The sequence below is a fragment of the Pontibacter sp. CAU 1760 genome, assembly GCF_054482735.1.
Genome location: NZ_JBTLRL010000001.1, coordinates 54,241 through 76,349 on the forward strand (window position 1 = coordinate 54,241; position 22,109 = coordinate 76,349).

The window sequence follows — 22,109 nt, forward strand, 5'->3', positions numbered from 1 at the left end:
CGAAACCGGCAGCCCCTGTTAAAGGGCTGCCGGTTTCGTTTAGTGGCATGGCCAGGCTTATACCTGCTCAGGCTTTACCAGCTCCAGTTTGTTTAGCTCTGTCGTGATGAAGTTTACCTCATCCTGTGTCAGTTTTACGTGCAGCGCTTTGGCATTTTGCGTGGCCTGTTCAGCGTTGCGGGCACCCACCAGGGCAATCGTGATGCCGGGCTGCTCTACCGTCCAGCGGATGACGAGTTGGGCCAGCGTGGCATGCTTCTCGTCAGCCAGTGGTTTTATCTTTTGCAGGAATTCATCCGTGCGCTTCAGGTTATCATCCTGGAAGAAATAAAGGTTGGCACGGTGGTCGCCTTCGCCAAACTGGTAGCCGGGCTTCATCTTGCCTGTCAGCAGGCCGCGCTCCAGCGGGCTATACGCCAGGATAGATTTGTTCTGCTCAAGGCAGTACGGCACCACATCCTTCTCGATATCGCGCTTCACCATACTATAGGGTACCTGATTCGATACCAGTTGCACATATTTCTCCGCCTCCTGCATTTGGGCCACATTGTAGTTGCAGACACCTGCGTGGCGCACCTTGCCCTCTTTTATCAACTGCGCCACTGTTTCCATAGTTTCTTCGATCGGGGTGGTCACGTCGGGCCAATGGATCTGGTACAAGTCGATGTAATCCGTCTTCAGGCGGCGCAGGCTGTCCTCGCACTCCTTGATGATGCTCTCGCGGCCGGCGTATTTATGAATGGCAATGTCCCGACCGCTGTTGTCTTGGCTGTTAAAAGCCAAGGTGCCTTTTGCCAGGTCCCAGCGCATGCCATACTTAGTCAGAATCTGCACCCTGTCGCGGGGCAGGTCTTTGATGGCCTCGCCCACAATCTCCTCGCTGGTGCCCTGCCCATATATTGGAGCCGTGTCGATGGAGGTAACGCCCAGGTCGTAAGAGGCGCGTATGGCTTGTACGGCGTCTTTGCGCTCGGTGCCGCCCCACATCCAGCCGCCGGCGGCCCATGCGCCAAATGTTACAACCGATACTTCCAGGTCTGATGTTCCTATTTTTCTGTATTCCATAGTCATGATGTGTGATAAACGGGCAGAAGTTTCTTCGGCCTGCCCGATAGAAGGCTTAACTGTGTTATAACGCTAGCTTGCGCAATAGGTTAAAGACGGGGGTTGCCAACAAGGGTTATAGATCCACGCTTTCTTTGGCTAGTCGGTTTTGGCCTCTTGCTTTCCTTCCTGTATGGTCTCGGCTGCCTCTTGCTGGGTGTCTTCATCTGCTTCAGGCTCTGTTTGCTCATACACATTCTCAGGCGAGAAGCTAAGCTTGATGTAGATAGGGAAGTGGTCGGACTCAATGGATGGCAAACGCTCAATGTCCACTAGCTTAAAGTGGTCGGAGTGGAAAATATGGTCGAGGGGCCAGCGGAGGAGCGGGTAATGGGCATTAAAGGTGTTGAAAAAGCCCCTCCCAATACGAGGGTCCAGCAAGCCACTAACTTCCTGAAACAGCTCAGTACTCTGCGACCAGGCTACATCGTTAAAGTCGCCGGCTACTATCACGGGGTATTTGGTGTCGGCAATGTCTTTGGCCACCATGATGATCTCGGCGTCCCGCTTTTTAGAGTTCGGGTCTTCGGTGGGTACAGGGGGCTTCGGATGCACTGCGTGCAGTTCTACCCAAGTACTGTCACGGAGCTGCACGTATGTCTTGATCGACGGGATATCATCATCCAGCAGATAGCTCACCTTGGTCTGGCGTAGGGGCAACTGGCTGTATAGGTGCATACCATAGGTGTTGCTGAGCGGGATTTCCACTTTGTGAGGATACTTGCGGGTAAGTGACGCAACGGCCTGCTGCCATACCGAATCCGACTCGAGCAACAGCAGGATATCTGGGTTCTTTTCCTGGGCCAGAACGGTTAGCTTGCCGAACTCATGGTTTGTCATCAACACATTAGACACCATAATGCTGATGTGCTGGTCGGCGCTGCTAGTAGCTTCAGCGCGCTTCACCTGGTTGGAGGCCAAAAAAGTGTATGGGTATATATTGATGGTTTGGTACACAATGGCCACCACTAAGCCACCTATCAGTAATTTGTCTCTTTTGCGGTTTTTGGTGCCTAGCCAGAGGTAAGCCAGCACGGAGAGCAGCGCCAACCCCAGTATCTGCATGCGGGGGTAATCGAATACGCGCACATACCACGCCTCAAGCGAGAGTAGGGGCAAAGCAGTAGCCAGTATGGCAAAAGTGCCTAAAGCCTGTAAGAAGACAAGGAGCGCATTCTTCATGGGTGATGGGTTGGGATAGTATAAGTGCTCCGGAATTATTGGTGAAGCACTTGTTTTTTAGTGTAGCAGTACGCAAATATAGGATTAGCGTTGATGTATGGCTGAAGTGCAGCGGCAGATCAAAAGCGCTTAAAACAGAAAGCCCTTCCATCTTATGATGAAAGGGCTTGGAGGCCGTCGTTGTATCAGGCTATTTTTTCTTAGCGGCTTTGCGCGCTGTTTTCAGGTGCTGCACCGGGCCAAACTCCGCTTGGTTAACGGTGGTGGTGCGCAGGTATATTCTGCGGAGCTGTACCTCCACCGGGGCCATCGTCTTGGTCATGTCTGAGGAGATGACCTTGCTATAAAACTCCTGCGCCTCCTTAGACTCCCCACGGCCAAAGCTGTGCTTCGATTCGTTCATGTTTACCGGTAGCCCCGGGATTACCTGGTAGGTCGTGCAAACAACCTCGTACTTTGGCTTAAATGCCTTGGATACTTTTTTAAGCAGCGTTTTCATGTATTTCTCAATTAATCCTGAATACTCTATCTACCTGTAAGATAATATATTTATAAATAATTATATATGCAGATTATAAAATAAAAAAACCGCTGCACACGTGTGTTCAATGGCTGCGCAGGCAACACAGGCTATTTCAATTTAGTTTAATCCGTACTGAAATTTAAGCGGAATGGCTGGCGCAGGTTGTATTGCTACCGGGCAAAACAACAGGCACTGCCTGCAGGGCTTACTGCCAGCTATTTTGCTGAGGCAGCCAACAGCTTTTCGATCGTCGGGGCCAGTTTCTCAGGTTTGGTGATGGGAGCGTAGCGCTTTACCGGTTTGCCGTTGCGGTCGATCAGGAATTTGGTGAAGTTCCATTTGATGCGGCGGCCGAGTATACCCCCTAGGTTTGCTTTCAGGTACTTAAAAAGCGGATGAGCGTCTTTGCCGTTTACATCCACTTTATCGAACATCGGGAAACTGACACCATAATTGATCAGGCAGCCTTGCTCAATCTCTGTTTTGCCCCCCGGTTCCTGCTCGCCAAACTGGTTACACGGGAAACCCAAGATCACCAGGCCATCGTCTTTGTGCTTACGGTACAATGCCTCCAGCCCTTCGTACTGTGGCGTAAAGCCGCACTTACTAGCGGTGTTTACCACCAGCACCACTTTCCCTTTGTAAGCATCCATCGGCACTTCCTTGCCTTGCAGCGAGGTGGCCGAATGGGTATAAAATTCTGATGTCATCATGTGGATGTATTTGTGCGCTTCCTGTCCTGCGGGTATAACTCCCTTACAAGGATAAGGTTCACGGCAGTTACCCGAGCAAGCCTGTTATAAATTGCGGATTATACGACCGGTTTTAGGCCGCGCGTCATTTCGCGTTTGCCCGGAGGGCCAGGCAGGGCCTCCACCTCAAAACCTGCGGCTTTCAGGCTGCGCTTGAAAGAGCCCTTGGCACAGTATGTTACCAACACACCACCAGGCCGGGTAGCCTTGTATAGTTTCTCGAACATGGCATCGGTCCACAACTCCGGCTGCTTTTCAGGCGCAAAGGCATCAAAGTAAACTACGTCGTAGTACGAGTTCGGGGCTACAAACTCCTCCAGCGTTTCGTGTATCTTCTGCAGCGTAAAGTAAGGGATGATTTGCACCGGCTCGTTCCAGGCGCAGGCGTGCAGGCTCTGGAAATATTCCTGCAGCTCTGGGTTGAGGATAAATTGCTCAAAGTGCAGCTGCTTCACCACCTCCTCCGTCAGCGGAAATTTTTCCAGCGTGTCGTATTGGATAAAGGCTTTCTGTGCCAGCGCAATCGGGAACGTCAGGATGGCGTTCAGGCCCGTGCCGAAGCCAACCTCCAGAATCTTAATGTCTTTTTTCTGTGCCAGCACATGCTCCAGCCCATGTTTTATGAACACGTGTTGCGACTCCTGCAGCGCCCCGTGCACCGAGTGATAATGCTCGTTTAGGTCCGGCACGTAAAGGGTGTTAGAGCCGTCTTTAGTTTGTCTTATTTCGAGGTGCATCTTTTTTGTGTTACTTTACAAAGTTACGCATTGTAAGATACTGTGCGCAACAGCAGCTAATATAATAGTATTTAGCGCAGCGGAACTGCTAAAACAATTTTCTATACCAGAAAAATTCCACGGAGCCCCCTGCTGGTGCAACAGCACGGGGTTTACCGGAAATGAAATCGCAAAGGCATTACAACATATACACCCAACTATGGCAAGAGTACAGGTAGATATCCCGGCACATACCCATTTCGAGGCATCCATACCCATCCGCATCACCGACCTGAACTATGGTGGCCACCTGGGCAATGATGCCCTGCTCTCGATCCTGCACGAGGCACGGCTACAGTTGCTGCACCATTATGGTTATACCGAGCTGAAGATCGGAGGTGCCAGCCTGATCATGGCGGATGTGGCCATCAGCTACAAGGGGGAGGGGTTTTACGGGGATGTGCTGCAGATCAGAATGGCCTTCAACGACCTGAACAAGTATGGCTTCGACATTACGTACCACGTGCTGAACCAGGAGGGGAAAGAGGTGGCTCGCGCCAAGACAGGCATGTTGTGCTTTGATTATACGGCGCGTAAGCTGGTGTCGCTGCCGGCAGAAGTGAGGACAAGGGTAGAGCAAGGCGCTTAAAACTATACTACGGCGCTAGCACTTATCAGAACACAATTTGTAAAACGGAGTATGAACAGGAGAAGGCACGCCCATCAACGCACGCAGACATTCCAAACACCTGAGAACTACATGAAACGCCTCCCCCTGTTCCTCTTGCTGCTCCTGTGCTCCTGCATGACCTCCAAAAGGGTGAAGGACTACCTGGCAGCGGCAGAAAGGCAACCGGAAGCCGAGGTGATTGTGGCTGACTGGCTGGAGGAGCACCAGTCGTGGTATGCCCAAAAGGCCGCTCGGGATTTCCCGGCACCAGCGCAGCTAACCGTAAAAGCCCCCACGCTGGAGCCAGCGTCAATCATTATCCAGGCCGATACCATGCGATGCCCCGAAGCAGCCCCATCCGTGGTGGTCCGGCGGGTTTACCTGCCTGCCCCCGCAGCACAGCCTAATGTCTCGCATTTTGAAAAAACGATCCGGGAGCAGGAGCAAGCCATGCAGAAAAGCAGGGCAGCACTGGACGCTGCCCGGAATGCGCTGAAGGCCGAACGGATAGGGCATGAAACTACCCGAAAGCAGCTCCGGCACACAGAAGGGGAACGAGACTACTGGGAGGACAAAAACGAGAAAAAGTTCTGGGCCCTGATCGTGATGGCCGTTTGCGCGGTGTTATACATCGTGTTCAAGACACTGGCTGCCCGGGTTGGTCCTACAGAATAGCACTACTGGTCTGCATTGTGCCACGCCGCTTTCTGCTGTAATACAGGCCGTCATGAACCAAAGCCCTTAAAATATGTTTATCTTTGTGCTGGTTACGGCTGCCGCACAGGTTTAACCGAAGTACTGCCTGTAAGGGCAGCGCAAGCACCACAACCAGCACTTTTTAAATTAAATACAGCAACAGACTGTTCTTGCAGTATGACTTTGATCGCAGACATCAACATTATCAATAAGAAAGACATCCGGAAGCTCACGCTAGACGACCTGAAGGCGTGGTTAGTGGAGCAGGGCGAAAAGCCGTTCCGGGCCAAGCAGGTGTATGAGTGGCTTTGGAAGCACTCGGCCCGGTCTTTCACCGAAATGAACAACGTGAGCCTGGCCTTGCGCGAAAAGCTGGAGCAGCACTTTGCCATCAACGCCGTGCAGGTTGCCACGCAGCAGCTGAGCGCAGACGGCACCATCAAATCAGCCTTTAAGCTGCACGACAACCACATTGTGGAAGGCGTGATGATACCGCACAACGAGCGCAAGACGGCCTGTGTGAGTAGCCAGGTGGGCTGCTCGCTTACCTGTAAGTTCTGCGCCACCGGCTACATGGACCGCCTCCGCAACCTGGATGCCGCCGAGATCTACGACCAAGTGGTGCGCATCAACGAGCAGAGCATGAAGCAGTATGGCGAGCCCCTCACTAACATCGTGTACATGGGGATGGGCGAGCCACTGCTGAACTATGCCAACGTGATGAAGAGCATCGAGCGCATCACAGCCCACGACGGCCTGATGATGGCCGCCCGCCGCATCACGGTGAGCACCGCCGGCATTGCCAAGATGATCAAGAAGATGGCTGACGATGGTGTGAAAGCTAACCTTGCCTTGTCGCTGCACGCAGCCAATGACAAGAAGCGCAACGAGATTATGCCCATAAACGAGACGAACTCTTTGGAGGCGTTGACAGAGGCCTTAAAATATTACCACGAAGTAACCGGCCGCAAAGTGACGTATGAGTACATCGTTTTCGCGGATTTTAACGATACGCTACAGGATGCCGAGGAACTGCTGCAATTCTCCAAAATCATCCCTTGCAAGATCAACCTGATCGAGTACAACCCGATCGAGAACGCCGATTATCAGAACACCAACGAAGAACGCTGGCAGGACTTTATCTACTACCTCGCCGACCGTGGGGTTCAGGTGAACGTGCGCCGCAGTCGGGGAAAAGACATCGATGCGGCCTGCGGGCAGTTAGCCGTAAAGGAGAAACAGCCTGCCTAAAGCCGCGGCTATGATTTTAAGCAAAGAGCCCCTGCCAGTAAACTGGCAGGGGCTCTTTGCTTTTTGCAGGTGTACTTCTTTTGTAAAGCTATGGCTAACCCGACTCGTAGCGCCCTTCGGGCTGGGGTCTTCCGCTTTTTGTATCGTGGGGCTCTTTTACTACCTCACGCTGCTCTACAAATACAGCATGTGCTTTGGGGCGCACATGCTGGCCATACTTCTCGGAGTATTGCTGTGTAAACTCAGCCCCATAAAACACTATCAGTGAGGAGTAATAAATCCAGATGAGGAGCACGATGATGGACCCTGCCGCGCCATAAGCCGAGCCAGGGTCGGAGGTTTGGATATAAAAGCCAATACCCAGCTTACCGATAGCAAAGAGCAGCGCCGTGATCAGGGCACCGATCAATGTGTCCTTCCATCGGATATGCGCATCGGGCAGGTACTTAAAGATCAACCCAAAAAGCAATGTGATCAGTCCGACAGATACCACGAAGTCTACCGCTTTAATCAGCCAGACGCTAATACCGGGCAGCATATCCGTCAAAAATTTGCTTAACACGGAAATAGCGGCACTGATCACGAAGGAAATAAGCATGAGCAGGGCGATGCTCAGGATAATACCGAACGAGGAGGCCCGTACCTTGGCCATTTGCTTAATGCCACTGGTTGGCTTTACCTTCAGGTTCCAGATGCTGTTCAGCGACTCCTGCAGGGTAGAGAAAAAGGTGGTAGCCGCAAAAATAGTGGTGCCGATACCAATCCAAAGCGCCCAGCCACTGGATTCTGCCATGGAGGCATTCTTGATGATGGACTCAATGGCATCTGCGGCGTCCTGGCCTATCGCCTTGCCAATGGTGCTAGACAATTCTCCGGATACCGCCTTGTCTCCCAGGAAGAAACTAGCCACCTGGATCAGGATAATCAGGATGGGGGGGATAGAGAAGATAGCATTGAAGGCAAGTGCTGCCGCGAGGCGAAGAGAATTGTTATCCAAAAACTCAGAAGCCGAGGTTTTTAACAATCCTCCGATGCCTTTTAGTGTATAATCAGCCATAGGCGGTCTGTTTCATAGATTTGGTTCACTGATGGATACGGAGCCTCTTGCACTTTAGTTAAATTCAGGAGCAGCGGGTATACTTAGTATGCAATCGGTTCGTACCTTGTGCTAAAGTCTACACTTATATCCCATGATCCTGAAAAATCTCCTGAAAAACCTTTTGGTGCTCTGCCTGCTGACTCTGCCATTGGCAGCGGCCACTGCCCAGTCTGACAGCAAGGCCAAGGCCATTGCCGACAAAGTAGTACAAAACATGGGTGGCGAGAAGGCCTGGAACAAAACCCGTTACCTCGCCTGGACCTTTAACAACCAGTACCAGGTATGGGACAAGAAGAAAGACCGCTTCCGTTGGGAGAAAGACAGCCTCGTCGCCATCATCGACACCCAGACCAAGGAAGGCAAGGCTTACATTGCCGGGCAGGAAGTGCAGGACCCGGAGGAGAAGCAGAAGATGCTGGAACGCGCCTATGCTTTATACATCAACAATGCTTATTGGCTGGTGATGCCCTTCAAGCTGCAGGACCCTGGCGTAACGCTAACCCACGTTGGCGAAGAGAAGACCATGGACGGTGCACAGGCCGATGTGCTGGAGATGACCTTTGAGCAGGTGGGCCTGACGCCTCAGAACAAATACCGGGTATGGGTAGACCAGCAGCAGGGTTTGCTCACGCAGTGGGCCTTTTACAGAAATGCCTCAGATGCAGAGCCTGCCTTCACGCGCCGCTGGTCGGATTACAAGCAGTATGGCAGCATCAAACTGGCCAGCGACCGCAGCAACCCGCAAAGTGACTTTAAACTGATGCACATTGCCGCTCCATCGTCCGTGTCAGACAAAGTGTTTAACAGCCCAACGCCGATTGAGAAGCTGAAATAACAACTGTATAGTTACTTTTATAAACAGAAAATGGCTACTCCTACCGAGCGGCCATTTTCTGTTTTAGATTATACCTATAGCTTGTCCACCGTAGCCGTCAGGGTGCCTTTGGCGTTCACGACTGCTTTTATACCCTCTGGCGTGAGGTAGATGTTTTGTGGGGTGATGTCGTGGATGGTGCCGCGCAACAGCAGCGACTCATGGACGCGGCCCTGCTTGTCGAGGGAGGTTTGCAACAGCTTTTTCGTGTCGTTCAGTTGCTGCTGCACCGGGAAGTTTACCTGCTGCTGTATGATGTCCAGGAACTTGTTTTTAGCCAGCCAGCTGGCGGTGCTTAGGAGCCTGTCCTTCGTTTCCAGGTCATAGTCTACGTTGCGGACTTTGATGGAGGCGGTGGTGGCGTCGTAGTAAGGCGTACCGCGCAGGTATATCTTGCCCACTATTTTCTTGGTGAACAGGCCCGCTTTGGTTTTGCCGTCCACATCCAGCATCAGCACCAACTGCTCGCCGCCGGGCGTAATGGCCGCGTTCTTCACCGTCAGCTGGCTTTTGCCGCCGTCAAATTTATAAGTCTGGTTGGCTACCTGCTCCTGCAGCAGCTTACTGACATGGGCATAGGGGATGGTGGTGGTCAGGCCCACCTGAATATCATCCGCCAGGCGCTTGTCCACAATCAGTTTCGGCAGGTTCTTGTTAGGCTTCAGCTGTGGCTTGCCATCGGTGCTGACGGTGATGTAAGAGGTAATGGCCAGGCGCGTGTTGAGGTTCCCGTTCTTGGCCTGAAGCGGGGCCATGCGCACTTCCTGCGGCACCACACTCAGCCAGGCATTCATACCATCGTCCAGCTTCACAGGTTCCTGCAGCAGCAGCCAGGCATCGGTCACGTACTTTTTCATGTCCAAGTGCTGCTGCAGTTCTTTGTCGAGCTGCTTGGAGAGGGTACCCATTTGCTGGCGCAGCGCCGGCTCCACAAAGCGGGCCAGGCCAATTTTAAGGGGACCGAGCTCGAGGGTGGGTTTGGTATTGCCCCATTCAAAGTCGCCGCTCGTTACGGTGTTGATGCGGTAATCTTCAGTCAGGCCAATCTTGCTCTCTGTTTTGATGACCATGTCGAAGCTGGTATCCTCGGTCTTGTCGATGGCCGGGCAGAACTTGCAGGGGTCCCATTTCCAGCGGCCTTTAGCGTAAATGTGCAGCGGAACGCTAAAGTATACCCTGTCGCCCTCTGCCTTGATGCTCATCCGGCCTTTTTTAGACACTGTTACAGCCACGTTGTCGTCGTTCGGGTTATCGTCTTTGTAAAGCACACCCGATACCTCCTGGTTCAGGCGGTTTTCCATGGCTGCAATAGAGATAGACACCGGCACCGCAATAGAGGAAATCTGTGGGGTATAAGCAGGCGCCGCCACAGTAGTGCTGGCTGGTGCATTTGCGTTCAGTTTGCTGGTGCTGGAGCAACTCTGCAGGGTATGGCCTGACAAAACAATAGCTACAAGCCAGGCCGATAATTTGAAGATGGGTTTATTCACGTATTTTGCTGATTATAAAAAAGTGGCGCAAGTTAGCACGCCTTTCTTATATCAGCTATACCCGGCAAGGGCCGTGCCGTAAATTTTTAATTTTCAGGAGGTTTAGTGAAGTGCTTTCACATGTTTCAAAACAAACCAAAAGCAGGAGATGCCAGCTGGAATCAATTACCTGTGGCTGGCATTTCCTGGTTTTGGTTAACGAAGAACTTAGAATGCAAAACTCACCCGTAGCCCTCCAATGCTGAACGTAGAGAAATTAAAGTTGCTATAGTCTTCTTAGATATAGTTTTCAGCGGCAATTATATCGTTCTTGAATTGTACCTCCGGTAAGCTCCTCCCAAACCAGCCACAAAGGTTTTGTCTCCGGCAACGGGCTTCAGTGTTTCGTCTGTTGTGGTTTGTGCGTTGCCAGCGAATGTAATGCCGCAGGCAAGGGCAAGGAGGGCAAGTCTTGTTTTCATGTATCTAATAGCAGTGGTTAACAACACTAAATATATAAAGCTTTTATATAGTGTGAGAACATTGGTATAGATTGGGAGAACTCATTTACCGAAGGCCCACTCTCTGTACTTTGCCTCTACTTGGTGTAACGCTTTTGTTAGTTCAGCGTCGTCCTTAAAGTGCAACTGCGTGAGCGTTCTGTACTCAACTTGCACTTGCACTTTTTCAGTCGCGAAAGGCCAAGGTTCCACGTGAAGTTCCTCCTCCTGTTGCTTGATGAAGTATGTTTGCCCGTCCGGCCCAACGGTAATCTCCAGTGCGCGGCCATCGGCGGGCACCTCCTGGCGGCACAGGATTAGCGAGAGCCGGTCGCACCACTGCATGATGGCATAGGCGCGGTTGGCTTCCTGCTTGGTTATACCTAAGCTTTTTCGGCAAGACTGCTGCAACTGCACCTGTTCATCCAGAAAGGCAACAGCGTTTTTTTGCTTTTCGCGCAGGGCCTCATACAGAAAGCTCATGTGCATCGAGGTGAGCAGGGCTACCCAGCGGCTCTGGAACCGCACGGACTGCATCAGGTCTTGTGCCTGCTCCAGCGTGGTGGGCTGCAGCGTGAAGTCGGCGGGGGCACCGGCTGGCGTAAGTCCGTCCTTTCCGCGCCAGGTTTTCTGCCGGTTGTCGTGGTTGGCGATGGCTACCAGGGTTTCCACCCAATGGGGGCAGCGCAACTCCGGTTTCAGGTGGTGCGCCAGTTGCGCTGCCAGCACGCCATGCGCCTGTTGATAAATGATTTCCCAGCCTTCGGGTATCGCGTTTACAATCATCTTCTCTTGTTTTCCTTACCGAGGTATAAACTGCTTTTGCCGGAGAAAGTTGAGAGGCTGACAGGGTATAAAAGCAGAAACGGTTGACGCCGCAGCATCAACCGTTTCTATAATCGTTATGGCACGTTAGCCTACACAGTTTGTTTCAGGTTCAGGAGCATGTCTTCCGTCATGCTATCCAGGGTATAACTTGGCTGCCAGCCCCAGTCATTTCGGGCCACGCTGTCGTCGATGCTCTGTGGCCACGATTCCGCTATCTTCTGGCGCGCGTCCGGGTTATACACAATCTCAAAATCCGGGATGTGCTTGCGGATAGAAGCTGTGATCTCTTCCGGGGCAAAGCTCATGGCACCCAGGTTATAGGAGTCGCGCACCTTAATCTGGTCAGCCGGGGCGTGCATCAGGTTCAGGGTTGCCTTCAGGGCATCGGGCATATACATCATCGGCAGGTAAGTGCCTTCGCTCAGGAAGCACTCAAACGTCTCGCTGGCCAGTGCCTTGTGATAAATGTCCACGGCATAATCGGTAGTGCCGCCGCCCGGCAGGGCTTTATACCCGATCAGGCCAGGGTAGCGCAGGCTGCGCACATCCAGCCCATACTTCTGGAAGTAATATTCGCACCAGCGCTCACCGGCCTGCTTGCTGATGCCATACACCGTGTTCGGGTCCATGATGGTTTGCTGCGGAGTATGCTGGCGCGGGGTGCTCGGGCCAAAAACGGCAATAGAGCTCGGCCAGTATACCCGGTTTACTTTGTGCTCCAGGGCCAGGTCCAGCACGTTAAACAGGCCTTCCATGTTCAGGCGCCAGGCAAACTTGGGGTTGCGCTCGCCGGTAGCCGACAGCACAGCCGCTAAGTGGTATATTTGGGTGAATTTGTACTTGGCTGCAACTTGCGCAAGCATTTTAATGTCCAGGACATCTACCTGCTCAAAAGGGCCGGAATCGCGGAGGTCAGCCTGCTTCGGTGCCGCCACGTCAGCCGCCACCACATTCGCGCCGCCATACATCTCCCGCAGAGCCAGGGTAAGCTCCGAACCCAGTTGCCCACAGGCGCCGATCACTAATATTGTATCAGGTGAGTTTGCCATTTCAATCATCAAATTTGTGCAAAGTAACCTATTTCAGTTCAATCCTGAAAGCAGCCGGAAGAAGAATGAGCACAGCATAAAAAGCACAACATGCGCTCAAAAAAGCCCTTTTAACCTGTGTGATATGGAGATTGTAAACATCTGGTGCAAACGTTGCGCAGCCTCTAAGATATAAAGAACGCAGTTGCAGATTTAGCAATGCCACAGCTTGTGGATATGAGGTGACAGGAGCACAGCGGATTTTATTATATTTGTTGAGAACAGCAACGTTTTTAAGACGAAGCAATGCGGGTGCCCCCGAAGCCTGTAACTTTGCAGGCAAACAACAGGTAGGCTAAGCCTTTACAGCATGACGTTTGAAGAATACCTGATCAAGAAAAGAGTGAACCAGGCGGCTTTTGCAGCTGGCGAACCGGCACGTTACGTGGCGTGGCAGGAGATGTATACCCAGATGCACCCCAACAGCTTTGCCATCGCCGTGAAAATGCAGCTAAATAACGTGCGCCTGCGCTACCACCTGGCTGAAGCGGATATACCTAAAGCCGCCCCGGCCCCTGCTGTCGAGGCGCCGCGCCCGGCTGCCCGAAGGGCCGTTGCAGCCCGGCCAGCAACGGCCGCGCCAGCAACCCCTGCCCCAGATGTTCCACAGGAAACATCTGAAGAAAAGGAGGTTACGCCAAAACCACGGCCTGTAGTGAAGCGCCCTGCTGCCCTGCCTAAAAAGCCTGCGAAAAGCGCACCAACGGAAGGTGCCGCCGAAGAGAAGCCTGCCGCTCGGCCACGACCGGTTATAAAACGACCGGTTATGTCGAAGCCGGCAGCCGAGGGAGACGCACCGGCAGAAGAAAACAACACAACCCAGCCCGCCGAAGCCAGCGATAAAACTGCTCCGAGGCCAAGGCCCGTTATCAAAAGGCCTGCGGCGCTTCAGAAACAAGGCAACAAAGAAGAGCAGCCAACCATCCCGGCAGCAGACCAACAAGCAGATACGGCATCAGACCAGCAGGCGGAGACAGAAGCAACACCTGCTGCCAAACCAGCAGCACGCCCGCGGCCAATCATAAAACGCCCTGCTGCCTTGCAGAAACCGGCGCCGGAAGCAGATGCAACTAAAAGCCCGGCTACGGACCCTAGTGCACCGGAAGCCCAGAAAACACCACGGCCCCGTCCGGTGATGAAGCGGCCGGCTGCTTTAGAGCAGAAGCCAGAGGATACAGCAGTTCAGGAGCCAAGCCAGCCAGTAGGAGCAACGCCGGAACCAGCAGCGGAGGTGCCGCAGGAAGCTCCTAAAACTTTGCGGCCCCGACCGGTGATGAAGCGGCCCACGGCCTTGAAGAAACCACCGGCCGATACGGCAGCACCCGAGGATACTGCTTCAACCCCGGCTTCGGAAGAAACAATGGCACCCCCCGCAGAAACGCCCAAGCCGCCACGGCCAAAACCGTGATGAAGCGACCTGCACCACCACAGCGGGCCGAGGAGACTGATGCGCCTGCCGAACAGCAACCAGCCGCTGCGCCGGAGGAAGCTCCCAAGCCAACTCCCCCGCGCCAGCGCCCTATCATGCGCCGCCCTCCTCCAAAGCCGGACGAAGGCGAAGCAACCGGGGTATAAGTTGAGACCACTTTAGAACACAAGCGAGAAACGAATAACTACTAACAACCATGTACGAAACGTTAAAACCAGATTTAGAGAAGCAGCTGACGGAGATTCAGGAGGCGGGCTTATATAAGCAGGAGCGCATTATCACCACGCCGCAGGGCGCTGACATTGACACTACGCAGCAGCCGCACGTGCTGAACTTTTGCGCCAACAACTACCTGGGCCTGTCGGCGCACCCGCGCGTGATTGAGGCGGCAAAGGAAGCCATCGACACGCATGGTTACGGGATGAGCTCGGTACGCTTTATCTGCGGCACCCAGGACATCCACAAGGAGCTGGAGCGCAAAATTTCGGAATTCCTCGGCACCGAGGACACCATTCTGTACGCGGCGGCTTTCGATGCCAACGGCGGGGTGTTCGAGCCTCTGTTTGATGCGGAGTCTGCCATCATCTCCGATGCCCTGAACCACGCCTCTATCATTGACGGGGTGCGTTTGTGCAAGGCGCAGCGCTTCCGCTACGAGCACAACAACATGGCCGACCTGGAGGCAAAGCTGCAGGAGGCGAAAGACGCCAAGCACCGCATCATCGTAACCGATGGCTCTTTCTCGATGGACGGCACCATCGCGCAGCTCGACAAGATTGTGGAACTGGCAGACAGGTATAAAGCATTGATCATGGTGGATGAGTGCCATAGCTCGGGCTTCCTGGGCAAGACCGGCCGCGGCACGCACGAGTACCGCAACGTGATGGGCAAGATCGACATCATCACGGGCACGCTGGGCAAGGCACTGGGTGGTGCGATGGGAGGTTTCACCTCGGGCCACAAGGAGATCATCGACATGCTGCGCCAGCGCTCACGTCCATACCTGTTCTCCAACTCACTGGCTCCGTCTATTGTGGGCGCTTCTATTGCCGTACTGGACCTGCTGAGTTCTACCACCGAGCTGCGCGACAAGCTGGAGTGGAACACCAAGTACTTCCGTGAGCAAATCACGGCTGCCGGGTTCGACATCAAGCCAGGTGACCACCCGATTGTGCCGGTCATGCTGTACGATGCGCCACTAGCACAGGAGTTTGCGGCCCGTATGCTGGACAAAGGCATTTATGTAATCGGATTCTACTTCCCGGTGGTGCCAAAAGGCCAGGCCCGTATCCGGGTGCAGTTGTCAGCGGTGCACGACAAGGAGCACCTCGACAAGTGCATCACCGCCTTTACCGAAGTTAGCAAAGAGCTGGGCGTGCTGAAATAAGCCCTCAAATTATTTTATACTGGCAAAGCCACTTCCTGATTTGGGAGTGGCTTTGCCATTTTATATCTTGAACAGTTAAACAGGAAAGGTGGGTATGGGAAATGGAAAGAGAAGGCTGGTCAGCGACTGCTTTGCGCGCCTTTTGTGCTGTACCTCATGTGGTTTATAAGTGAAACGCTTTTCTAAAAAAAGCAGGCTGCCTGCAGTTCAATGGATATAATCGAGACTAGTCCCTTTGTCGCCCTTTTCATTGCCCTCAATTACGCGCTGGTCATCGTATCGCTGGTGCACCTGATTTTCCGGACGCGGTATACCGTAACGCAGCGCCTGGCCTGGATGGTGGCCCTGTGGGTACTGCCGGTACTAGGCCCCGCCACCTACTGGATCTATTGGTTCAGGAAACAGTAGAACTCCCTACAATCTTTTGATTCGGTATGGCTGTTAAGCCGCGCTGGCTGATTTTTCTGGTGTGGTGGCTACTGCCCGTTGGTCGGCATCGAACAGGAATTGATTCAGCTTGATGCGCAGGTCAGCCGATGAAAGATTGCGGTAAGCCTCACCGTTACGAACCAGAGCGATCTGTCCTGTCTCCTCCGACACTACCAGCACGATACTATCTGTGATCTCAGTCAGGCCGATAGCCGCTCGGTGGCGCAAACCCATCGAAGCCGGTATGTCCTGGTTCTCCGAAACTGGCAGAATACAGCGGGCCGCTTTGATGCGATTTCCGGAAATGATCACAGCCCCATCGTGCAACGGGCTGTTCTTGTTAAAGATCGACATCAGCAACCGTTTCGAGATAACCGCATCAATCAAGTCGCCGGACTCAGCATAGTATTTCAACTCAGAGCTTTTCGCGAATACGATCAGAGCACCGGTGTTTTTGCCAGCCAGTGTTTTGGCAGCTTCGATAAAGGGGGTCAGGCTGAGTTTCTCGCTTTGCTCGCGACGCCAGGGGAATCCACGGAAAAAGCGGTCGTTGTTGAAAGCGGTAGTCTTGCCGATCAGCAGCAGGAAGCGCCTGATCTCGGGCTGAAACACGATGATGGCCGCCAGTACCCCCACGCCCATAAACTGGCCCAGAATAATCGTGAGCAGCTCCATGCCGGCGGCACGCACCACCAGGTATAGCAGGTAAATCGAAAGCAGGCCCAGGAAGATCTTCAGCGCCACGCTACCCGTCAGGAGCTTGTACAGTTGGTACAGCAGCACCGTCACGAGCAGGATATCAATGATATCGAGCAGTTCTATCTCTAAAAAGCCAATGCTGAATAAAAAGATCAAAGTATTGTTTTCTTGTAAAGTTCTATCGTTTGCTTGGTCTCTTGTACGTCGTGCACGCGCAAAATGGCTGCACCCTTCATCAACGCCATCATGTTCAAGGCTATTGTGCCAGTCAGGGCATCCGCTTGCGCTATCCCCAAGGTTTTATAGACCATCGATTTTCGGGAAAGGCCTGCCAGCACCGGTAGCCCAAAGATACGCAACTCAACCAAGCGGCGCAGCAACTCAAAGTTATGACTTATAGTTTTAGCAAACCCAAAGCCGGGATCCAATATGATGTCTTTTACGCCCAACTGTTTCAACTCCGCGACCTTCGCCTGCAGCTCGTCCACTACCTCCATCACCACGTCGTCGTACTTTGCCAACGTCGTCATGGTCTGCGGCGTTCCACGCATGTGCATAAGTATGTAGGGCACCTGCAACCGCGCCACTTTGGCAAACATCCCCGCGTCCAGGGTGCCGCCCGAAATGTCGTTGATAATGGCTGCCCCCGCCCGGATGGAAGCCTCAGCCACTGTGGCCCTGAAGGTGTCCACGGAAATCACTGCCTCCGGGAAATGCCGGATGATGGTTTCAATAGCTGGCACTACCCGGTCCAGCTCTTCCTGCTCCGGGATATCCGTGGCACCCGGCCGTGAGGAATAGCCGCCAACATCCAGTATGTCAGCGCCGTGGGCAAGCATACGCTGTGCCTGTTGCAGCACCGCTTCATTTGTTTGCAGGCGGCTGCCGGCATAGAAAGAATCGGGGGTTATATTTAAAATGCCCATCACTAGCGGGGCGTCCAGAGAGAGGAGCTTTCCGCGGCAGTTCAGTGTGGTTTTTGTGCTAAAAAGCGTATCTTTCGCTTCCAATGGTGCATTTAAGTCTGTTGATTTTAAAATTAAAGCTAAAAAGTTGATTAATCAAACACTTCAGGAATATGATCAGGTAGTGCAGCGCTGCAAAGACACCTTCGTGAAGAAAACGAAGGACTACGGCACGGCCTGGCGCGTACTGCGGCTCCCTTCCATCACCGATCAGATCTTCATCAAGGCCCAGCGCATCCGCTCCATCCAGGAGAAAGGCAAGCAGCTGGTGGAGGACGATATCAGCGGGGAGTTTGTGGGGATTATCAACTATTGCGTGATTGCCCTGATGCAGCTGCACCTGCCTGCCGACGCGCCGATGAACCTTCCTGCTGAGGAGGTGGAGCGGCAGTATACCCATCACATCGAGGAAAACGTGAAGCTGCTACAGGCCAAAAACCACGACTACGGTGAGGCCTGGCGTGACATGCGCGTGAGTTCCATCACCGATATTATCCTGATGAAGCTTTTCCGCACCAAGCAGATTGAGGACAATGCCGGGCAGACGCTGATCTCAGAGGGTGTGGAAGCCAATTACCGCGACATGATCAACTATGCCGTGTTTGCTTTGATTAAATCGGGGTTCGCGGGGTAACCTTCCCCTGCTCCTTCCTAAAAGCAGGAAGGGGAAAGCTCGCTCATTGCTTTTCGGTGATCAGCGGTGATGAAGCCTTCTTAGGTAGTTTAAGTTTAAAATTAATGATACTCCCATACATTACATTCTCCTCCTGTTTTTAGGAGGGGGCAGGGGGAGGTTAAACATAAGGAATGAAATATATAAGCAAATTCTTCTGGCTCTTTGTAGGAGTGCTTTTCATATTTTCAGGGTTGATCAAGATCAACGACCCGGTAGGCACAGCCATCAAGCTGGAGGAGTACTTTGAAGTATTCGCCACAGACATTTCGCCTGTTTTTAAGTCGTTTGAACCTTATGCGCTGTTTCTTTCCATCTTCCTGAGTGCGGCGGAGATCGTGCTGGGGGTAGCCCTGCTGGTGCGCTGGAAACTGAAGACCATCCTGACGCTGCTGTTGCTGATGATCGTGTTCTTCACGTTCCTGACCTTCTACTCAGCTTATTTCAACAAAGTGACGGATTGCGGCTGCTTTGGCGATGCCATCAAACTGACGCCATGGGAATCGTTTACCAAGGATGTCGTGCTGTTGGTGATGATCGTGGTGTTGCTGTTCACGCAAGAGTACCTAAAGCCCTTCATGCGTCCTGCCTCGGGCGCGGTCATTACCATCATCACCGCGGCTATCTCGATCATGGTGGGGTGGTATGCCTACGAGCACCTGCCTTACATCGATTTCCGCGCCTACAAAGTCGGCAACAACATCCCGGAACTCATGAAACCATCGGCACCGCTGCGGTATAAGTACATCATGACGAAAGACGGGCGGCAGGAAGAGTTTGAGGAGTACCCAACCGACACGACCTACAAATTCAAAGAGATGGTGGCGGTTAACCCCGAGGATGGCCCTAAAATCACCGACTTTAATGTATGGAACGATACAGCCGATTTTACCCAGGAGGTACTGACAGGGAAGAAGCTGCTGATTCTGGTGCAGCGCGTGGACAAGGCCGAAACCGGAAACATCGGCAAGATCAAAACACTGGTAAAAGCGGCTGAAAAGCAAGGTGTCACCCCCATGGTGATCACAAGCAGTAGCGGGCAGGAGTTTGAGGTGTTTCGCCACGACGTGAACCTGGCTGTCCCGTACTATTATGGCGATGGTACGGTGCTGAAAACCATCATGCGCTCTAACCCGGGCGTGCTGCTGCTGCAGGACGGCATTGTACGTGGCAAATGGCACCACAACGACACCCCGGAGCCGGAAGAGGTGGAGGAGTTGCTCATCAGTAATCCTTAGCCGTTTTCCATTGCCCGTTTTTCGGGTGAGATTAATCCTGCCGCTTCGATAGGAACAAAGCGCTCGAAAGGCAGTATGGTTACCATCGAAAAGCGAGGCACGCGACACGGTAAACAAAATACAACCAACAAATGAAATTCCTGGGATTTATGCTGCGTCGCCTGGGCCACGGACTGCTGATTATGCTGGGCGTGCTGGTGGCGGTATTTTTCCTGTTTAACGTGCTCCCCGGCGACCCCGTAGCGTTGCTGGCGGGGCAACGCTCTGACCTGGCCACCCGCGAAGCCATCACCAAAGACCTGGGCCTGGACAAGCCCCTTCCGCTACAGCTGCTTTATTACATGAACGACGTGTCGCCGCTCTCGGTGCATGAGGACACGGAGGCGAACCGGGAAAAATACGATTATACCCCCCTGGTTGATTTTGGGGACGATGTGTTGGTTTGGAAGACACCATACCTGCGCCGTTCTTTCCAGAGTAACAAAAGCGTTACCGATATCCTGCTCGATCATTTTACGGGAACGCTTTGGCTGGCCGCCGCTGCCATGCTCATCGCGACGGTATTCGGTATTTTGTTTGGTGTGCTGGCTTCGCTGCGGCCCCACAGCTTCTGGGACCATGCCCTCATTACGACGTCGGTGCTGGGGATATCGGTGCCTTCTTTTGTGGCGGCCATCCTGTTTGCCATTACCTTCGGCTTTTATTGGAGCGACTGGACAGGCCTGAGCCTGACGGGACAACTGTACGAGATAGACCCTTTTGAGGGGCGGCAACTGATGCTGCGCAACCTGCTGCTGCCAGCCATAGCCCTGGGCATCCGGCCCTTGGCCATTGTGGTGCAGCTCACGCGGAGCTCTATGCTGGATGTGCTTTCCCAGGACTATATCCGGACGGCGCGCGCCAAAGGCCTCAGCAGCTACAGGGTCATCACTGGCCACGCCCTTAAAAACGCACTTAACCCGGTTATGACAGCGGTATCGGGTTGGTTGGCCTCCCTGATGGCAGGTGCTTTCTTTATAGAGTATATCTTTAACTGGAAAGGCTTGGGCGCCGTAACCTTGCAAGCTGTACAAAACCTGGATTTCCCGTTGGTGATGGGCGCTACCCTGTTTGTGGCTTTCTTGTTTGTCCTCATCAATATATTTGTGGATGTGCTTTACGCCCTGCTGGACCCGCGGGTAAAGCTGGAGTAGAGAGTTGCGGGTTACAAACCCCGATTACCAATGGCTGGCGCTCTATGGAGTGTTCCGGATCTTTAATTTCTAATTCTTAACGCAAGGGCATGATCATTTTCTTAGTCGGTATGATGGGAAGCGGCAAAACAACGCTGGGTAAGCAACTGGCTGAGCAGCTGCAATACCCTTTTGTGGACCTGGATGATTACTTAGAGAAGCGTGAAGGCCGCACGATTGCCCAACTGTTTGAGCAGGAGGGGCAGGCGCATTTCCGGGAGCTGGAGCGGGCAGCGCTTGAGGCCGTGGTACAGGAATTCGATCAGGCAGTGGTGTCAACGGGCGGAGGGGCCCCTTGTTTTTTCGACAACATGGATTTTATGAACAGCCATGGCAAAACAGCTTTCTTGGATGTGCCTACAAACGAAATCGCCAACAGGCTGATGGTTACCGATTTGCAGGTCAGGCCCTTGCTGGCTGGCAAAACACCAGATGAAATAAAATCATACCTCGCCAAAACATTAGACCAACGGCGGCAGTTCTACGGGCGTGCGCACGCCATCCTGACGGGCCCGGCCATAGGGGTGGCGGCGTTGGCACAATTATTCAACCATAACGAGGGAGGCTCGTTATAAAGGATATTATAAGGTGCATTATGTGCACCTGCATCCAAATATATCTTATTTTTGCAGCTTAAAAGTTTAGCAAAACATCTCTATGAAACCCAATCATAAAGGGCGTGCGCAAATCTTCAGTAACCCTTTACTGGAAAGACTGACCAGAACACACATTGCACTGCCTATTTCCATATTTGTTGCCATCGCCATCGGCCTGATTTACTATGGCATCACGCACAGCTTTATAGGTGTGCTGGAAGCCCTGGGCTTGTTCATCATCGGTTGGCTGCTGTTTTCGTTGATGGAGTACATGGCCCACCGCTTTGTGTTCCACATGGATACCGATACGCCAACCAAAGCCAAGATCCAGTATACCTTCCACGGCAACCACCACGAGTACCCCAAGGATAAGGAAAGGCTTGCAATGCCTCCCATTGTCAGTGTTTTAATCTCGTCGCTTTTGTTCTTTGTCTTCAAGCTGGTGTTCGGCGCTTTTGTATTCGGTATCCTGGCCGGGTTGCTATTTGGCTACGCGATGTACTTGTTTGTGCATTATGCCGTGCACGCCTATGCGCCCCCTAAAAACTTCCTGAAAACACTGTGGGTGCACCACAGCATCCATCATTATAAAGACCCAAACGTGGCTTACGGGGTTTCGTCGCCGCTTTGGGACTATGTGCTGGGCACTATGCCGAAGCGATCCCGCTAAAGCAAGCATGCATAAAAAAGGGAACCAGTGATGGTTCCC

General features: G+C 53.0%; 25 protein-coding genes. 13 read left to right on the plus strand and 12 right to left on the minus strand.

Annotation, left to right across the window (positions count from 1 at the left end; translation table 11 throughout):
- Window positions 1-57: 57 nt before the first annotated feature.
- From ACXYMU_RS00215 to mnmD, 5 genes are all read right to left on the minus strand, one after another.
- Entirely contained in the window at window positions 58-1,065 is a 1,008-nt protein-coding gene (locus tag ACXYMU_RS00215; protein WP_458984331.1) for an aldo/keto reductase, read from the minus strand.
- Window positions 1,066-1,203: 138 nt separating this feature from the next.
- On the minus strand, window positions 1,204-2,286 hold the full coding sequence (locus ACXYMU_RS00220; protein ID WP_458984332.1) for an endonuclease/exonuclease/phosphatase family protein: 1,083 nt from the start codon (window positions 2,284-2,286) through the stop codon (window positions 1,204-1,206).
- A gap of 190 nt (window positions 2,287-2,476) precedes the next feature.
- Complete coding sequence (locus ACXYMU_RS00225) at window positions 2,477-2,785, minus strand: hypothetical protein (protein ID WP_458984333.1); 309 nt, start codon at window positions 2,783-2,785, stop codon at window positions 2,477-2,479.
- A gap of 239 nt (window positions 2,786-3,024) precedes the next feature.
- Entirely contained in the window at window positions 3,025-3,519 is a 495-nt protein-coding gene (locus ACXYMU_RS00230; RefSeq protein ID WP_458984787.1) for a glutathione peroxidase, read from the minus strand.
- 101 nt (window positions 3,520-3,620) lie between these two features.
- Window positions 3,621-4,298, minus strand: a complete 678-nt coding sequence (mnmD, locus tag ACXYMU_RS00235; protein ID WP_458984334.1) for a tRNA (5-methylaminomethyl-2-thiouridine)(34)-methyltransferase MnmD — start codon at window positions 4,296-4,298, stop codon at window positions 3,621-3,623.
- A 199-nt stretch (window positions 4,299-4,497) separates the two neighbouring features.
- Here mnmD and ACXYMU_RS00240 point away from each other — a divergent pair, with 199 nt between their 5' ends.
- The 3 genes from ACXYMU_RS00240 to rlmN all read left to right on the plus strand — a co-directional run bounded on the left by ACXYMU_RS00240 (window position 4,498) and on the right by rlmN (window position 6,894).
- Complete coding sequence (locus ACXYMU_RS00240) at window positions 4,498-4,926, plus strand: acyl-CoA thioesterase (protein WP_458984335.1); 429 nt, start codon at window positions 4,498-4,500, stop codon at window positions 4,924-4,926.
- 111 nt (window positions 4,927-5,037) lie between these two features.
- Entirely contained in the window at window positions 5,038-5,622 is a 585-nt protein-coding gene (locus ACXYMU_RS00245) for a hypothetical protein (protein ID WP_458984336.1), read from the plus strand.
- 198 nt (window positions 5,623-5,820) lie between these two features.
- The gene (rlmN, locus tag ACXYMU_RS00250; RefSeq protein ID WP_458984337.1) at window positions 5,821-6,894 is read left to right on the plus strand and encodes a 23S rRNA (adenine(2503)-C(2))-methyltransferase RlmN; all 1,074 of its coding nucleotides are present in this window, start codon (window positions 5,821-5,823) and stop codon (window positions 6,892-6,894) included.
- A gap of 94 nt (window positions 6,895-6,988) precedes the next feature.
- Here rlmN and ACXYMU_RS00255 read toward each other — a convergent pair whose 3' ends face one another.
- A complete protein-coding gene (locus ACXYMU_RS00255; RefSeq protein ID WP_458984338.1) occupies window positions 6,989-7,951 on the minus strand; it encodes a YihY/virulence factor BrkB family protein in 963 nt (320 codons plus the stop codon).
- A gap of 133 nt (window positions 7,952-8,084) precedes the next feature.
- Between ACXYMU_RS00255 and ACXYMU_RS00260 the strand changes: the two genes are divergently transcribed.
- The gene (locus tag ACXYMU_RS00260; protein ID WP_458984339.1) at window positions 8,085-8,828 is read left to right on the plus strand and encodes a DUF6503 family protein; all 744 of its coding nucleotides are present in this window, start codon (window positions 8,085-8,087) and stop codon (window positions 8,826-8,828) included.
- Window positions 8,829-8,902: 74 nt separating this feature from the next.
- Here the strand turns inward: ACXYMU_RS00260 and ACXYMU_RS00265 are convergent, their stop codons facing one another.
- From ACXYMU_RS00265 to ACXYMU_RS00280, 4 genes are all read right to left on the minus strand, one after another.
- On the minus strand, window positions 8,903-10,357 hold the full coding sequence (locus tag ACXYMU_RS00265) for a DUF4403 family protein (protein ID WP_458984340.1): 1,455 nt from the start codon (window positions 10,355-10,357) through the stop codon (window positions 8,903-8,905).
- Between the two features lie 299 nt (window positions 10,358-10,656).
- Window positions 10,657-10,818, minus strand: coding sequence for a hypothetical protein (locus tag ACXYMU_RS00270; RefSeq protein WP_458984341.1), 162 nt, complete (start codon window positions 10,816-10,818; stop codon window positions 10,657-10,659).
- A gap of 81 nt (window positions 10,819-10,899) precedes the next feature.
- A complete protein-coding gene (locus tag ACXYMU_RS00275; RefSeq protein ID WP_458984342.1) occupies window positions 10,900-11,622 on the minus strand; it encodes a DUF3891 family protein in 723 nt (240 codons plus the stop codon).
- Between the two features lie 131 nt (window positions 11,623-11,753).
- Window positions 11,754-12,713, minus strand: coding sequence for an NAD-dependent epimerase/dehydratase family protein (locus ACXYMU_RS00280; RefSeq protein WP_458984343.1), 960 nt, complete (start codon window positions 12,711-12,713; stop codon window positions 11,754-11,756).
- Between the two features lie 349 nt (window positions 12,714-13,062).
- Between ACXYMU_RS00280 and ACXYMU_RS00285 the strand changes: the two genes are divergently transcribed.
- The 4 genes from ACXYMU_RS00285 to ACXYMU_RS00300 all read left to right on the plus strand — a co-directional run bounded on the left by ACXYMU_RS00285 (window position 13,063) and on the right by ACXYMU_RS00300 (window position 15,976).
- Window positions 13,063-14,160 carry a hypothetical protein gene (locus tag ACXYMU_RS00285; protein WP_458984344.1) on the plus strand — a complete coding sequence of 366 codons (1,098 nt, stop codon included), beginning with the start codon at window positions 13,063-13,065 and terminating at the stop codon, window positions 14,158-14,160.
- Window positions 14,160-14,327: a hypothetical protein gene (locus tag ACXYMU_RS00290; RefSeq protein ID WP_458984345.1), complete on the plus strand. Its 168-nt coding sequence runs from the start codon at window positions 14,160-14,162 to the stop codon at window positions 14,325-14,327. Before ACXYMU_RS00285 ends, ACXYMU_RS00290 begins: the two co-directional genes overlap by 1 nt.
- Before the next feature lie 50 nt (window positions 14,328-14,377).
- The gene (gene kbl / locus ACXYMU_RS00295; protein WP_458984346.1) at window positions 14,378-15,568 is read left to right on the plus strand and encodes a glycine C-acetyltransferase; all 1,191 of its coding nucleotides are present in this window, start codon (window positions 14,378-14,380) and stop codon (window positions 15,566-15,568) included.
- A 210-nt stretch (window positions 15,569-15,778) separates the two neighbouring features.
- Window positions 15,779-15,976, plus strand: coding sequence for a PLDc N-terminal domain-containing protein (locus ACXYMU_RS00300; protein ID WP_458984347.1), 198 nt, complete (start codon window positions 15,779-15,781; stop codon window positions 15,974-15,976).
- A 33-nt stretch (window positions 15,977-16,009) separates the two neighbouring features.
- Here ACXYMU_RS00300 and cdaA read toward each other — a convergent pair whose 3' ends face one another.
- Entirely contained in the window at window positions 16,010-16,852 is an 843-nt protein-coding gene (gene cdaA / locus ACXYMU_RS00305) for a diadenylate cyclase CdaA (protein ID WP_458984348.1), read from the minus strand.
- Window positions 16,849-17,706, minus strand: coding sequence for a dihydropteroate synthase (gene folP, locus ACXYMU_RS00310; protein ID WP_458984349.1), 858 nt, complete (start codon window positions 17,704-17,706; stop codon window positions 16,849-16,851). Before folP ends, cdaA begins: the two co-directional genes overlap by 4 nt.
- A gap of 43 nt (window positions 17,707-17,749) precedes the next feature.
- Here folP and ACXYMU_RS00315 point away from each other — a divergent pair, with 43 nt between their 5' ends.
- From ACXYMU_RS00315 to ACXYMU_RS00335, 5 genes are all read left to right on the plus strand, one after another.
- Window positions 17,750-18,295: a DUF1599 domain-containing protein gene (locus ACXYMU_RS00315; RefSeq protein ID WP_458984350.1), complete on the plus strand. Its 546-nt coding sequence runs from the start codon at window positions 17,750-17,752 to the stop codon at window positions 18,293-18,295.
- A 173-nt stretch (window positions 18,296-18,468) separates the two neighbouring features.
- On the plus strand, window positions 18,469-19,572 hold the full coding sequence (locus ACXYMU_RS00320; RefSeq protein WP_458984351.1) for a BT_3928 family protein: 1,104 nt from the start codon (window positions 18,469-18,471) through the stop codon (window positions 19,570-19,572).
- A 131-nt stretch (window positions 19,573-19,703) separates the two neighbouring features.
- Window positions 19,704-20,765 (plus strand): ABC transporter permease, encoded by a 1,062-nt coding sequence (locus ACXYMU_RS00325; RefSeq protein WP_458984352.1) that lies wholly within the window; start codon window positions 19,704-19,706, stop codon window positions 20,763-20,765.
- Between the two features lie 89 nt (window positions 20,766-20,854).
- Window positions 20,855-21,379, plus strand: a complete 525-nt coding sequence (locus ACXYMU_RS00330) for a shikimate kinase (RefSeq protein WP_458984353.1) — start codon at window positions 20,855-20,857, stop codon at window positions 21,377-21,379.
- Between the two features lie 82 nt (window positions 21,380-21,461).
- Window positions 21,462-22,070, plus strand: a complete 609-nt coding sequence (locus ACXYMU_RS00335) for a sterol desaturase family protein (RefSeq protein ID WP_458984354.1) — start codon at window positions 21,462-21,464, stop codon at window positions 22,068-22,070.
- Window positions 22,071-22,109: the final 39 nt, after the last annotated feature.

What these genes read in the sequence shown, in the direction of transcription:
- ACXYMU_RS00215 (WP_458984331.1), bottom strand. Translation starts at nt 1,065, where the DNA reads ATGGAATACAGAAAAATAGGAACATCAGACCTGGAAGTATCGGTTGTA.
- ACXYMU_RS00220 (WP_458984332.1), bottom strand. Translation starts at nt 2,286, where the DNA reads ATGAAGAATGCGCTCCTTGTCTTCTTACAGGCTTTAGGCACTTTTGCC.
- ACXYMU_RS00225 (WP_458984333.1), bottom strand. Translation starts at nt 2,785, where the DNA reads ATGAAAACGCTGCTTAAAAAAGTATCCAAGGCATTTAAGCCAAAGTAC.
- ACXYMU_RS00230 (WP_458984787.1), bottom strand. Translation starts at nt 3,519, where the DNA reads ATGACATCAGAATTTTATACCCATTCGGCCACCTCGCTGCAAGGCAAG.
- mnmD (WP_458984334.1), bottom strand. Translation starts at nt 4,298, where the DNA reads ATGCACCTCGAAATAAGACAAACTAAAGACGGCTCTAACACCCTTTAC.
- ACXYMU_RS00240 (WP_458984335.1), top strand. Translation starts at nt 4,498, where the DNA reads ATGGCAAGAGTACAGGTAGATATCCCGGCACATACCCATTTCGAGGCA.
- ACXYMU_RS00245 (WP_458984336.1), top strand. Translation starts at nt 5,038, where the DNA reads ATGAAACGCCTCCCCCTGTTCCTCTTGCTGCTCCTGTGCTCCTGCATG.
- rlmN (WP_458984337.1), top strand. Translation starts at nt 5,821, where the DNA reads ATGACTTTGATCGCAGACATCAACATTATCAATAAGAAAGACATCCGG.
- ACXYMU_RS00255 (WP_458984338.1), bottom strand. Translation starts at nt 7,951, where the DNA reads ATGGCTGATTATACACTAAAAGGCATCGGAGGATTGTTAAAAACCTCG.
- ACXYMU_RS00260 (WP_458984339.1), top strand. Translation starts at nt 8,085, where the DNA reads ATGATCCTGAAAAATCTCCTGAAAAACCTTTTGGTGCTCTGCCTGCTG.
- ACXYMU_RS00270 (WP_458984341.1), bottom strand. Translation starts at nt 10,818, where the DNA reads ATGAAAACAAGACTTGCCCTCCTTGCCCTTGCCTGCGGCATTACATTC.
- ACXYMU_RS00275 (WP_458984342.1), bottom strand. Translation starts at nt 11,622, where the DNA reads ATGATTGTAAACGCGATACCCGAAGGCTGGGAAATCATTTATCAACAG.
- ACXYMU_RS00280 (WP_458984343.1), bottom strand. Translation starts at nt 12,713, where the DNA reads ATGGCAAACTCACCTGATACAATATTAGTGATCGGCGCCTGTGGGCAA.
- ACXYMU_RS00285 (WP_458984344.1), top strand. Translation starts at nt 13,063, where the DNA reads ATGACGTTTGAAGAATACCTGATCAAGAAAAGAGTGAACCAGGCGGCT.
- ACXYMU_RS00290 (WP_458984345.1), top strand. Translation starts at nt 14,160, where the DNA reads ATGAAGCGACCTGCACCACCACAGCGGGCCGAGGAGACTGATGCGCCT.
- kbl (WP_458984346.1), top strand. Translation starts at nt 14,378, where the DNA reads ATGTACGAAACGTTAAAACCAGATTTAGAGAAGCAGCTGACGGAGATT.
- ACXYMU_RS00300 (WP_458984347.1), top strand. Translation starts at nt 15,779, where the DNA reads ATGGATATAATCGAGACTAGTCCCTTTGTCGCCCTTTTCATTGCCCTC.
- ACXYMU_RS00320 (WP_458984351.1), top strand. Translation starts at nt 18,469, where the DNA reads ATGAAATATATAAGCAAATTCTTCTGGCTCTTTGTAGGAGTGCTTTTC.
- ACXYMU_RS00325 (WP_458984352.1), top strand. Translation starts at nt 19,704, where the DNA reads ATGAAATTCCTGGGATTTATGCTGCGTCGCCTGGGCCACGGACTGCTG.
- ACXYMU_RS00330 (WP_458984353.1), top strand. Translation starts at nt 20,855, where the DNA reads ATGATCATTTTCTTAGTCGGTATGATGGGAAGCGGCAAAACAACGCTG.
- ACXYMU_RS00335 (WP_458984354.1), top strand. Translation starts at nt 21,462, where the DNA reads ATGAAACCCAATCATAAAGGGCGTGCGCAAATCTTCAGTAACCCTTTA.